Source organism: Helicobacter sp. MIT 99-5507, assembly GCF_003364295.1.
In the GTDB taxonomy this organism is placed as follows: domain Bacteria; phylum Campylobacterota; class Campylobacteria; order Campylobacterales; family Helicobacteraceae; genus NHYM01.
The window spans coordinates 1-12,642 of sequence record NZ_NXLO01000003.1 but is presented as its reverse complement, the minus strand read 5'-3'; the positions used below and the strand labels follow the sequence as shown (position 1 = coordinate 12,642).

Annotated in this window: 14 protein-coding genes and 1 pseudogene; 13 read left to right on the top strand and 2 right to left on the bottom strand. The window is 27.4% G+C overall.

Going from position 1 to position 12,642, the window contains the following annotated elements; genetic code table 11:
• Positions 1-6 precede the first annotated feature (6 nt).
• Positions 7-903 carry an aspartate carbamoyltransferase catalytic subunit gene (locus CQA42_RS04700; RefSeq protein WP_408941437.1) on the bottom strand — a complete coding sequence of 299 codons (897 nt, stop codon included), beginning with the start codon at positions 901-903 and terminating at the stop codon, positions 7-9.
• A 59-nt stretch (positions 904-962) separates the two neighbouring features.
• On the opposite strand from CQA42_RS04700, the gene CQA42_RS04695 reads away from it, so the two are divergent.
• The 9 genes from CQA42_RS04695 to smpB all read left to right on the top strand — a co-directional run bounded on the left by CQA42_RS04695 (position 963) and on the right by smpB (position 7,269).
• Entirely contained in the window at positions 963-1,445 is a 483-nt protein-coding gene (locus CQA42_RS04695) for a hypothetical protein (protein WP_147289258.1), read from the top strand.
• A 138-nt stretch (positions 1,446-1,583) separates the two neighbouring features.
• Positions 1,584-2,291 (top strand): TlyA family RNA methyltransferase, encoded by a 708-nt coding sequence (locus tag CQA42_RS04690; protein WP_115583548.1) that lies wholly within the window; start codon positions 1,584-1,586, stop codon positions 2,289-2,291.
• Positions 2,257-3,123 carry a bifunctional riboflavin kinase/FAD synthetase gene (locus CQA42_RS04685; RefSeq protein WP_115583547.1) on the top strand — a complete coding sequence of 289 codons (867 nt, stop codon included), beginning with the start codon at positions 2,257-2,259 and terminating at the stop codon, positions 3,121-3,123. The genes CQA42_RS04690 and CQA42_RS04685 overlap by 35 nt, the downstream gene beginning before the upstream one ends.
• Positions 3,124-3,133: 10 nt before the next feature.
• Entirely contained in the window at positions 3,134-3,844 is a 711-nt protein-coding gene (cmoA, locus tag CQA42_RS04680; protein ID WP_115583546.1) for a carboxy-S-adenosyl-L-methionine synthase CmoA, read from the top strand.
• Between the two features lie 16 nt (positions 3,845-3,860).
• Positions 3,861-4,985 carry a succinyl-diaminopimelate desuccinylase gene (gene dapE / locus CQA42_RS04675; protein WP_115583545.1) on the top strand — a complete coding sequence of 375 codons (1,125 nt, stop codon included), beginning with the start codon at positions 3,861-3,863 and terminating at the stop codon, positions 4,983-4,985.
• The gene (gene truB, locus CQA42_RS04670) at positions 4,978-5,799 is read left to right on the top strand and encodes a tRNA pseudouridine(55) synthase TruB (protein ID WP_115583544.1); all 822 of its coding nucleotides are present in this window, start codon (positions 4,978-4,980) and stop codon (positions 5,797-5,799) included. Before dapE ends, truB begins: the two co-directional genes overlap by 8 nt.
• Positions 5,800-6,036, top strand: a complete 237-nt coding sequence (csrA, locus tag CQA42_RS04665) for a carbon storage regulator CsrA (protein ID WP_115583543.1) — start codon at positions 5,800-5,802, stop codon at positions 6,034-6,036.
• Entirely contained in the window at positions 6,033-6,806 is a 774-nt protein-coding gene (locus tag CQA42_RS04660; protein WP_115583542.1) for a 4-(cytidine 5'-diphospho)-2-C-methyl-D-erythritol kinase, read from the top strand. Before csrA ends, CQA42_RS04660 begins: the two co-directional genes overlap by 4 nt.
• Positions 6,807-6,813: 7 nt before the next feature.
• Positions 6,814-7,269, top strand: coding sequence for an SsrA-binding protein SmpB (smpB, locus tag CQA42_RS04655; protein ID WP_115583541.1), 456 nt, complete (start codon positions 6,814-6,816; stop codon positions 7,267-7,269).
• On the opposite strand, the gene CQA42_RS04650 is transcribed toward smpB, so the two are convergent.
• A complete protein-coding gene (locus CQA42_RS04650) occupies positions 7,266-7,631 on the bottom strand; it encodes a methionine-R-sulfoxide reductase (protein WP_115583540.1) in 366 nt (121 codons plus the stop codon). The genes smpB and CQA42_RS04650 overlap by 4 nt on opposite strands.
• Before the next feature lie 88 nt (positions 7,632-7,719).
• Between CQA42_RS04650 and wecB the strand changes: the two are divergent.
• The 4 genes and pseudogenes from wecB to CQA42_RS04630 all read left to right on the top strand — a co-directional run bounded on the left by wecB (position 7,720) and on the right by CQA42_RS04630 (position 12,616).
• Positions 7,720-8,850: pseudogene (gene wecB, locus CQA42_RS04645) on the top strand (non-hydrolyzing UDP-N-acetylglucosamine 2-epimerase).
• On the top strand, positions 8,847-9,968 hold the full coding sequence (locus tag CQA42_RS04640) for a hypothetical protein (RefSeq protein ID WP_115583539.1): 1,122 nt from the start codon (positions 8,847-8,849) through the stop codon (positions 9,966-9,968). Before wecB ends, CQA42_RS04640 begins: the two are co-directional and overlap by 4 nt.
• Entirely contained in the window at positions 9,965-10,891 is a 927-nt protein-coding gene (locus CQA42_RS04635; RefSeq protein WP_115583538.1) for a hypothetical protein, read from the top strand. The genes CQA42_RS04640 and CQA42_RS04635 overlap by 4 nt, the downstream gene beginning before the upstream one ends.
• Positions 10,892-10,903: 12 nt before the next feature.
• Positions 10,904-12,616 (top strand): glycosyltransferase, encoded by a 1,713-nt coding sequence (locus CQA42_RS04630; protein WP_115583537.1) that lies wholly within the window; start codon positions 10,904-10,906, stop codon positions 12,614-12,616.
• Positions 12,617-12,642: the final 26 nt, after the last annotated feature.

The following is a 12,642-nucleotide window of genomic DNA, read 5'->3' as shown; positions in this document are numbered from 1 at the left end:
TAAAAATTATTTTAAATTTGCAAATTTATTTAAAACTGCCATTCTTATACATACACCATTTGATACTTGGTCTAAAACCTTACATCTACTATCTTTTAACATTTCATCATCAATATCAATATTTCTATGAACTGGTCCAGGGTGTAAGACTATTATATCCCTATTTCCTAGTAATTCTTTTGTAATACAGAATCTTGAAGCATAATCTTTTAGCGAGCTATAGATTTGATAGTTATGTCTTTCACTCTGTGTGCGAAGGCTCATAATAATATCGCAATCATCTATAATATCTTTTATATTATCTACTTTTTTTAGATTCTCTTCTTCTTTAAATAAGCTTTGAAAATGAGGCGGTGCTACCAAAATCACTTTCATACCCAATCTCTTAAATAGATCTATACCACTTGTTGCTACTCTAGAATTTATCACATCTCCAACAATTGCAATCCTCTTCCCGCTTAAATCTCCAAAATGTAATTTCATAGTCATAGCATCAAGTAAAGCTTGTGTTGGGTGAGCATGGGCACCATCTCCACCATTTATAATTGGGCAAGATACATATTTTGCTAGATAGTTTCCAGCTCCTGCATTGCTATGGCGAATGATAATTGCATTTGGACTCATAGCATTTATATTTGCTGCGGTATCTGCTATTGTTTCACCCTTTTGTGTAGAGCTTTTGTGAATATCAAGTCTTACTACTTTTGCTCCAAGCCTTTTTGCAGCGATTTCAAAACTACTCAGTGTTCGTGTAGAATTTTCAAAAAAGATTGTAATTATTAGCTTATTTAGCAAAGTTTGTGTGATTTCACTGCTTTTTTTGTATTGTATTGCTTTATTTATGATTTCATTGATAGATTCTAGATTCAAATCCTCTGTACTAATTAGGTGTTCTAACATCATTACCCTTAAACAAAAAGATGATAAAATCATACCAAAAGCCATTTAAAAGAGTTTTGAATTTGAAAAATATTTTTATTTTATTGTGTTTTTTATTTAGTGGTTGTGGTTTTTACAAAGATAGCTTTAAGCCAGAAGTTTTAGCTGAAAAGAAGATTTTATCAAGTAGAAAAGCAGAGATTATAACTGATGATAAAGTTTCTATGGTTGTTATTGCTACATATCTAAATAATGTCAATCCAGATATATACAATACAAGAGAATATTTTCTTATAGAAATTTTTAGCGAACTTGATATTCCATTTATAGATTATATGCATTTTAGTATCACAGATAATGAATATTTCTTATGGGCACGTGAAGTGAATAAAGATGAATTTGATAATGTGATTAATGTATCAAATAAATGGAGTAAATTATTTTTAGTAGCATTTAGTGATATCAATGAATACAATAAGAAAGATTTAAAATTACATTTAGAAATAGATACTATTGGAAGTATGATTTTTGATTTTACTTATCAAGTCTTTGAAATGAAACTATAATTTTATATTTATAAACCTTACTACTTTAGATAAAAATTTAGAATTCCTGTAATTATTTTGTTTTTGTATTGCAGGATTTATAAATGCCTTTATATATTAATCTTTAAATTATATATAGATTCAAGTTACAATACCAAAATGAGATTAGATAGTTTTTTATTTATAAATCATTTTGTTCAAAGTAGAAATAAAGCAAATGAATTAATAAAGAGTGGTTTTATTAAAGTTGATGGAAAGATTGTATTAAAACCTAGTTTTATTGTTGATTCTGATTATAAAATAGAGATTCTAAAAGAAGTTTTTGTAAGTAGAGCAGGGGAGAAACTAGATTATTATATTAAATCTCATAATCTTGATTTTAGTAATATGAATGTATTAGATATTGGTAGCTCTAAGGGTGGATTTACTCAAGTTTTACTAAAATACAACGCCAAAAGTGTAACTTGCGTTGATATTGGGAGAAATCAACTAGATGTTTCACTAAGAAATAATCCAAAAATAAATCTTTTTGAATCTTGCGATATTAGAGAGTTTAATAGTTTGCATTTATTTGATTTTATTGTTTGTGATGTTTCTTTTATATCAATTAAAAATATTTTAGATTCTATTTTTAGATTACTTTGTGGAGAGGCACTACTGCTTTTTAAACCGCAATTTGAAGTAGGTAAAAATGCTAAACGTAATAAAAAAGGAGTAGTTATGCAAAAAGAAGCTATAGATTCTGCATTAGATGAAATATTAGCTTTACTAAAGCAATATGGCTTTCTTATCTTAAATGTAGAATCTTCTAAGCTAAAAGGGAAAGAGGGAAATGAAGAAATTTTCATTAATATCAAAAAATGCTAATATAAAATCTATTGCTATTGGTAAATTTGATAGTATGCACTTAGCACACAAAGCTATACTAGATAAATTAGATGAAAATGGAATCGTGCTTTTAATAAAAATGCCTCCAAATTTATATGGCTTTATGCTTCCATATGATAAGCGTCAAAATTACTCACAAAATGAGATTTATTATATTGATTTTGATGAAATTAGTAGCTTAAGTGGTATAGAATTTTTAGAAATGTTAAAAGATAAATTGCCAAATTTAGAGCATATTATCGTTGGTGGTGATTTTAGGTTTGGAAAAAATAGAGCTTATAGTGCAAAAGATATAGAAAATATATCAAATTTTACTACAACAATCATTAGCGAAATGAGCATTGATGGTATTCCTATCCATTCATCACATATTAAAAAATATCTTTTAGATGGAGATATAAAATTAGCAAATAAACTTCTTGGACGTTTTTATTGTATCGAGGGTGAAGTTATTAGCGGGCAGGGGATTGGAAGTGATTTATTATTTCCTACGATAAATATTAAAGCTGATGTTTATGTCTTGCCACAAGATGGAGTATATGTAACATATACAAAAATAAATGGCGAAATATTTAAATCTATTTCATTTTTAGGACATAGATTTAGCACCGATATGAGCTTTGCAATCGAGACACATATAATTGATAAAAACATAAAAAATCCACCAAATATCTTAGAAATATATTTTGTAGAAAAAATTAGAGACAATCAGAAGTTTAATTCTTTTGCACTACTAAAAGAGCAAATCACAAACGATATAAATATTGCTAGAGATATATTAGAAATACAAAATAAAATAAATATTTTTTAAAGATAATAAAATGAAAAAAAATAATATTGATGTAATTTTTCAAAAAGAAATAAATCAAAAATTTTCATTTAATAGCGAAGTTGCTGCCGTATTTGATGATATGGCTACTAGGTCTATTCCATATTATCGTGATAATATTCATCTAATCTCGCAGATTCTAAAATCAAAAAAAATCAATTCATTATGTGATATGGGCTGTTCTACTGGGAATTTATTATTAGAGTTAAGTCAGAATCTTAGCGATGTAAGATTAAGTGGGATTGATAATTCTTCTAGCATGTTAGATATTGCAAAAGCAAAAGCAAAAGCTTATGGTGCAAATATCAATTTTATTCAAGCTGATATTTTGGATTTTGATTTTAATTTTGATGTGGTTATTTCAAACTACACACTTCAATTTATACGCCCTATAAATAGAGAAAATCTACTCTTAAAAATATATAATTCATTACCAAAAAATGGTATTTTTATTTTAAGTGAAAAGCTTATTTCAAATAATAAATGGCTAGATAAAGAGCTAATAGATATTTATCATAATTTTAAAAAAGAGCAGGGCTATAGCAATACTGAAATAAGCAAAAAAAGAGAAGCATTAGAAAATATTCTTATTCCATATACACAAGAAGAAAATATTGCACTTTTAAAAAAAGTTGGCTTTGGAAGTGTAGAGATGATTTTTCGTTTTGCAAATTTTGCTACATTTATCGCCATAAAAGAATAGATTCTAAAGGAATAAAATGCAAAATGATATGATAGATTTTTTAATACAAATATTACAAAAAGAGAGCATTACTCCAAATGAATGCGGAATCTTTGATTTGATAAAGGCAGAATTGAGTGATTTTGAAGTAATTAGACTTGATAAAAATGGAGTAAAAAACATCTTTTTGTATAAAGATTTTTCAGCAAATAAAAATCCCAAAATCCATCTTTGTTTTGCTGGGCATATAGATGTAGTTCCAAGTGGTGAAGGCTGGAGCTATCCGCCATTTGGTGGTGTAATTGATAATGATGTGATTTATAGCCGTGGTGTATGCGATATGAAAGGTGGAGTTGCTAGCTTTGTATATGCTATAAAAGAAGTAAAACAATTTAGCGGGATTCTATCTATTTTGCTTACAAGCGATGAGGAAGGTGAAGGAATCTATGGCACAAAAATAATGCTAGAGCATTTAAAAAATATAGATTTTTTGCCTGATTTTGCACTTGTTGCAGAACCAACTTCAAATAAGATTCTAGGTGATGTAGTAAAAATTGGCAGACGAGGTTCTATTAATGGTAGGTTAAAAATCATGGGCAAGCAAGGTCATGTAGCCTATCCAAATAAATGTATAAATCCAATAGATTTAATAGCCCCGCTACTTCCAAAACTCTCAAATATCGCACTTGATAGTGGAGATGATAATTTTTTGGAAAGTAGATTAATTATTACAAATATTAAGTCTGGAATGGGTGTTGTAAATGTAACTCCAAATGATTTAGAAATTATGTTTAATGTGCGAAACAATCCCCTTACTACACAAGAAAGTCTAAAAAGATATATTGATAATGTATTCAATCTCTTGCCTTATTCTTTGGAGTTAAAGCAGAGTTCATATCCATTTATTACAGAATCTAAGATTCTAATAGAATCTATAAAGTCTGCAATTATGGAGGTAGTAAATATAGATTGCAAGCTTGATACAGGTGGTGGGACAAGTGATGCACGATATTTTAGTAGTTTTGGAATCGAGGTAATAGAGCTAGGACTTTTAAATGCTAGCATTCATGCAATAGATGAAAATAGCAAGATAGATGATATTATAAAATTGCGTGATATTTTTAGTGCTTTTATAAAAAAATTGGAAATTAGTATTGAATAGACTTTTTGTCGCAAAAAAGCCGCCTTTTTTGAGTTCAAATAAATTTTTACAAAAAATTAAATATCAAATGAATCTAAAAAAAATAGGCTATAGCGGAATCTTAGATCCATTTGCAAGCGGTGTTTTGGTAGTAGCAAGTGGAAGCTATACAAAGCTTTTTTCTCATTTTGATTTATCAAAAAAGACTTATATTGCCACGCTTTGGCTTGGAGCTAAATCTAGCAGCCTTGATATAGAAAATATCACAAATATAGAAATAACAAAGCCAGTTCCAAAAATAAAATTATTAGAGGTGCTAGATTCTCTAAAGGGCAAAATAACATATAAGCCCCCAAAATTTAGTGCAAAAAAAATTAATGGCATTAGAGCATATAAACTTGCTAGAGAAAATAAAGAAGTAGAATTAAAAGCAATTACTAGTGAGATATTTGATATTTCTATTTTAAATTATTCTCATCCATTTTTAAGTTTTAAAATTAGTGTATCAAATGGCACTTATATTCGCTCAATTGGTGAGATAATCGCACAAAAATTAGAAGTAGATGGAGCTTTATCAAATTTAGTTAGAGTTAGTGAGGGGGATTTTGTATTTGATAATTATAAATTTCTTAATCCACTTGATTTTATAACTTATCCTAGAATTGATTTGAGTTTGTATGAAAATGATATGAGATGTGGAAAAACTATCAATACAAGAAATTTGAAAATTCTTAAAAATTGTAGATATATAGCTATTTTTACAGATTTTTTCTCTATAATTGAATTTAATGATTTTGGAGAAATTAGATATATTTTAAATAATGTAGGATTATAAATGTTAGTTTTATCAAGAAAAGTAAATGAGGAAGTAATAATTGGTGATAATATCAGCATAAAGATTGTATCTATCCAAAATGGAATAGTAAAACTTGGATTTGAAGCTCCACAAAATAAGGTTATACTGCGTGGTGAGTTAAAAGATGCTATTATTGGAGAAAACTTCAAGGCATCAAATAAAATAGAAGATAAAAATCTAACAAGTATAAGAGAGATTTTAAAAAACAAAAGATGACTAAAACCTACATTTCTTATCCAAAAATAAATATTTTTTTTAAAATTATAGGGATTTTACCTAATGGTTATTGCGATATTTTATCTCGTTATATAAAAGTGCAAAATAGTTTTTTTGATACTTTAGAGATTAGAGGTAGTGAGAGTTTTAGCTTGGATGGTAATTTTGCATGTCCTATGCATTTAAATACGATATTTAAAGCAAAATTAGCTATGCAAGAATATTTAAAAAATAAATCAAGGCATAAAGAATCCAAATATCTAGAATCTTTTAGCATTAGCGTTGATAAAAAGATTCCTATTTTTGCAGGGCTTGGCGGTGGAAGCTCAAATGCGGGAGTATATTTGCTTGCAATAAATGAGATTTTAGAGCTTGGGTTTGATAAAACTACTTTAGCAAATATTGGTTCAAAAGTCGGTGCTGATGTGAGTTTTTTTATATATGATTATACAAGTAGCAATGTATCTGGTTTTGGTGATATTATAGAAGAATTTGTAGAAGAAAACTTAGAATTTGAGATTTTTACTCCACCAATAGATTCTCATACAAATGCAGTATTTGCTGAATTTAAAAAAGATTTTAGAGTAGATTTTGATCTTGCAAAAAAAATGACTTCTTTAAAATCACTTGATTTATTAAAAAATTTTTCTATTGAATTATTAAATGATTTATATTTACCAGCTACTAGGGTTTATAGCGAGCTTTTGTCTTATAGTAAAGAAGGATATTTTTTTAGCGGAAGTGGAAGTAGCTTTTTTAGGCTAAAGTGAGGAATTTATGCGAAATATTGTAGCCACAAATAGAAAGGCTTTATTTGATTATTTTATCATTGATAGATTTGAAGCAGGTGTTGTTCTAAGCGGTGCTGAAGTAAAAGCAATTCGGGCAAAAAAAGTAAATATAAAAGATAGCTTTGTTAGGATAATAAGAAATGAAGCTTTTTTATTTAATACACATATATCACATTTAAATACTACAAATGCGTATTTTAAGCCAGATGAAAAAGCCCCTAGAAAGTTATTATTGCACAAAAAAGAGATTAATAAATTATTTTCTTTTGTATCACAAAAAACATATACGATAGTTCCATTAAGTCTATATTTTAATAAAAAAAATATTTTAAAAGCAGAAATTGCTTTAGCACAAGGTAAAAAACTATATGATAAAAGAGAAAGTATAAAGAAAAAAATGCTTGATAGAGAAGCACAAGCTGCATTAAAAAATAAATATTAATTAATCTTATCTCTTGGAATAAATATTAGTGATATTGAATTTACACAATGCCTAGTATCTTTAGGTGTGAATTTTTCGCCTAAAAATACATGCCCTAAATGCCCATTGCAATTAGCACACACAATCTCGATCCTAACTCCATCTCTATCAATTTCTCTTTTTATGCTATTTGGTATTTCATCATCAAAACTTGCCCATCCACATCCTGATACAAATTTATCTTTTGAATCATATAGCGGTGCTCTGCATTGTTTGCAAACATAGATTCCATCTTTGAAACAATCATTGTATTCACCAGTAAATGGCATTTCTGTTCCTTTATGTAAAATCACATCTTCTTCTTCTTTATTTAAAGCTTTCAATATAATCAACCTTTTTTTATGTATATTTTTTTATAATATAGATTTAATCACAAAATAATTTAAAATAAGTTCAATTTAGAAGTAGCCTATGAAAAAAGTTTTAGTAATTTTTGGCACTAGACCCGAGGCAATAAAGCTTTATCCTATAACCAAAGCATTAAGAAAAGAGAAATCTATAAATACAAAGATTTGTATCACAGCACAGCATAGAAGCATGCTTGATGATGTGCTAAAAATATTTGATATATCTCCAGATTATGATTTAGATATCATGCAAGAATCTCAAGATCTTTTTAGCATTAGCACAAATATATTAATAAAATTAAAGCCGATTTTAAAAGATTTTAATCCCGATTTGATACTTGTTCATGGTGATACAACCACGACTTTTATATCTGCTTTGGCAGGATTCTACTTTAAGATAAAAATAGCTCATATTGAAGCAGGACTAAGGACTTTTGATAAATAAAATCCATTTCCAGAAGAAATAAATAGAGAGCTTACAACAAAACTCGCTACTTATCATTTTGCCCCGACTAAATTAGCATATAAGAATCTAATAAAAGATGGAGTAAAAAAGCAAAATATTAGAATTGTTGGAAATAGCGTGATTGATGCTTTGAAGATAACATTAAATAAAATCAAACAAGATAAAAAATATAAAGAAAATATTATTTCATCTATGGGATTGGGTGAATTGCTAGATTCTAAATTTATTTTAGTTACTGCACATAGAAGAGAGAGTTTTGGAGTAGAGATAGAAAATATAGCAAATGCACTAAAAGAAATAGCACTAAAATTACCAAATATTTCTATTATTTATCCACTTCATTTAAATCCAAATATACAAATTCCTATGAGAAAGATTCTAGGAAATATCGATAATATCCACCTAATAGAGCCGCTTAGCTATGAAAAATTTCTTTATTTGATGTATAAAAGTTATATGATATTAACTGATAGCGGAGGGATTCAAGAAGAAGCTACATATTTGCATAAACCAACTTTGATACTTAGAAACAAAACAGAGCGAAAAGAGGCACTATCATGCAAAACATTGCGATTAATTGGCACAAATAAAGAAAATATCATTCAATCTGTATTATCTTTGTTTAATAAACCTAAAATATATCAAAAGATGGCAAATCCTAAGAATCCACTTGTATTTGGTGATGGAAATAGCGCTAAGAAGATAGTGAATTTTATAAAAAAATTATGATAGTTTTTTTGCTTGATTTATTTTATGCTACAAAAAATAGATTTTTTAGATTTTTAAATTACAAAAAGAATCTAAAAAGTGATTTAGTATTCTTAGATTCTCTTCCTAAATCAGATTTTTATATAGAATCAAAAAGCAAGATTCTAATCTTGGAGTTAAATAATTTTCATCTTGAGCTATTAGATTCTATAATTTATTATTTTGAAAGCTTGGGATATGAAGTAGATGTAGTAGTTAGAATAGAATCTAGCTACCAAAATGCTATAAAATTGGAATTAAGGCAGATTTTAGATTTACTTAAAGATACAAGCAAATATGATTTTGTATTTTTTAATACTATGTTTTTATCGCTAAAAACACAACATCACATAAAAACACTTGCAAACATCAATGCAAAATATGGAATCCTTGGAATCTACCACACCATAAGCGATATTTATAAATTTAGAGATATGCCTAATTATAAAGAAGGTAGGTATTTTGCTTTAAGAAAATTAAACTTTAGGGGCATGGCTGTATCAAATACACTTAGTTGCTCTAAAGAAATTGATATTAAATTTATCAAAAATGATATTGCTACTTTTATTAGCATTGGTTTTCCTTTGTATCATAGGAATTTTAGAGAAAAATTATACAAAGCAATAGAAGATCTATTAAAAGATAATATTAATAATTTTAGATTTATTTTAATTGGCAGAAATGAATTTAAAGATTTGAGATTTAAAGAATATATATCATTTTTCAAAAATCCAACTACATTAGAATTGCATGAGATTTTAAAATCAAGTAATCCACATTATACTTTTGGATTTTTTGATTCTTTTGCACATAAACATTATTTATACAATAGCACTAGCGGACTTAGACAATTTAGCCTAATGTATAATTTGCCATTTGTGATTAATAAAAAATTTGGTGAGAGTTTTGGTTTTGATAACAATAATGCAATTTTTTATGATTCTAGTTTATATCAAGCCCTAAAATATGCAATAAAACTTATTAATACAGATAAATACAATAATCTAAAATTTAATTTACATACATTAAATGAAAAGCTAAATGAAGATTCTATTACTTTGCTTCAAAGCTGTATTTCAAAATTAAAGGATAATAAATGAGAGATTTTTGCTTTTTTTGTATCACTTATAATAAGGATTACAAAGCATTTACTCTTATGATAGAGAGTTTTAAAAGACATAATATTGATAAGATTCCATTTGTAGTTGCAATCCAAGATGAAAGCATTTATGATGAAAAAAATATAAGCTATGATAGAAATGGGGGGGGGCAGAATCTAATATCATTTTGTGATTTTAAAAAGTTTGAAGATGATTGTATAAAAATTATAAAAGATAGTGATTTTGCATACCCATATTTAATAAAATCAAAAAGAAAAAATGGTCTAAGTAGCGGATATTTAAATCAAGAAATCTCAAAACTCACATTTTTTGAATATGAATATGCAGAGCATTATTTGTGTATTGATAGTGATACTATATTTATTAAAGATTTTTCTAGAGATGATTTTTTCTATGATGAAACTACGCCATATATCATTCTTGTGCAAGATAAAGATTTGCATTCAAAAAATTATTATATAAATTTTGCAAAAGAGAGAAAATATTTTATAAAAAAGATATTTGATTTTGTAGGATGTGAAGATTCTAGGCTTAGGACAAGTCATAATGGTCAAATTTTTTCACATAAGATTCTATGTAGTTTTAGAGATGATTTTATGAAAAAAAGAAATCTTAGCTATATAGATTTGCTAGAGATTTCCCCTTTTGAATTCACTTGGTATAATGCATATTTTCAAAAAGTATCTTTGATAAAAGAAGTCGCAATCGAGCCATTTTTTAAGATGTATCATACAAAAGCAGAATATATTTTAGATAGATTAAGTGGAAATAATATATCTAATCTAAAAAATGAATATTTAGGCTATATTTTAAATAGCAATTGGTCAAAAAATGAATTTAGATTTAAAAATAGAGGAATTTTTAGTAGAATTTTGTATTTATTTCTTACAAAATTCACTTAAAAGGCAAACTTCTTGAAAAAAATCATAAAAAAACTCTATAAAATCCGTTTTTTTTATATCATCATTAATCATCTTTATAATTTTTATATAACTTCAAAGATTCTAAATCCCTATATAAGAGGGTATAAGCTAAAGAGATTAGATGGAGAATTAAATTTTTTTATTGACAAGATTCTAAAAAAAGAGAATTTTGCACTTGTTAGAAATGCTGATGGTGAGCATGCAATAATGCTTGGTAGGTCTGTTGTAGCACAAGAAAAATGGGTATCACCAAATTATGTATCAAAGCTTGGAGTTAGTATTTATAATTCTCTTGATGTAGAAGATGACAAATTTTATTATGCTATTCCTTGTCCTTGTTGTGATAGAGAAGCTTATTATTGGTATAGCAGTAGAATAAAAAGCTCAAATATTACATTTTCAAATATATGGGTGAATTGCAATTTTAAATACTTCAAATCAAAATTTGAGCTTATTAAAAGAGATGCTGTTCTAATAGCAAATTTTTCTGCAAGTGGTGCAAAAATCGGGAATCTAAACATAATAAAACATTATGCTATCGATAATGATTGTATTAGTTTTTGGGAGAATCACGCAAGAGAGATGATAGATTCTATAAAAAGTGATTTTAAAGATAGTAGAGATTTGCTTTTTGTTGTGAGTGCAGGACCGATGAGCTCTCCTATTATAAAAGAGTTGTTTTTAGACAATCCAAATAATACTTATGTTGATTTTGGAAGTAGCATTGATAGCTATTACCACAAGGAAGTGACTCGTCCATATCAAGATAGGCACTCTATTTTTGGTAGTAGAAATTGCTATATGTATGAGGATTTTAATTGTGATGTAAGCGTAGTATTTACTTTATATAAGCGAGGTGATGTATTAAAAGAGCAAGTCAATGCCCTTTTAAATCAATCTATAAAGCCAAAAGAACTTATTTTATTTATTGATACTCCAAATAAAAAGGATTCTGATGTTATAGAAGAAGAGATTCCAAAAGATTTAGAATCTATCTTTGATAATATTATTAGAGTAAATTACAATGTAGGTGTTTGGGGAAGATTTGCTGGTGGATTGCTCTCAAAAAGTAAATATATTTGCTTTTTTGATGATGATACGATTCCAGCATATCGCTATTTAGAAAATTGTCATTATGAAACTTTAAAAAAAGATGGGCTTTATGGCGGTATTGGAATCTTATCAAATAGCTTAGATAAATATCCATTTGATTTAGCGCATCGCACTATTGGTTGGAATGATAATCCACCTTTTGCCCTAAGAAATAAAAAAACAATTAGAGTTGATTTTGCAGGGCATTGTTGGTTTTTGAAGAAAGACTATTTAGGTGCTATGTGGATTGGCTCAAATGAATTCTATAAACTTAATAATGTTGCAGAAGATGTTTATCTCTCTTTTGCACTAAAAAAATATCTAAATATCAATACTTATGTTCCACCGCATAATGATACATGCTTTTTTAGCTCTACCAAAGGGCATGAATATGGTAAAGATGAGAGTGCAATATCTACAAATAAAGCAAATTTATTGAAAATGAATGAAGCACTAAAGACACTAAAATATAAATACGGCATGAGAGAAGTTAGCTTTAGTTTTAAATGGTATTTGATATATCTAGGTAGAAGGATTGCAACAAAGATGATAAAAGATGAAAAAAAATTAGATTCTCTTAAAAATAAAATAAAATCAAAACTAAGAAAATAATATATCTAAAAAAGTGGAGGGAGGGT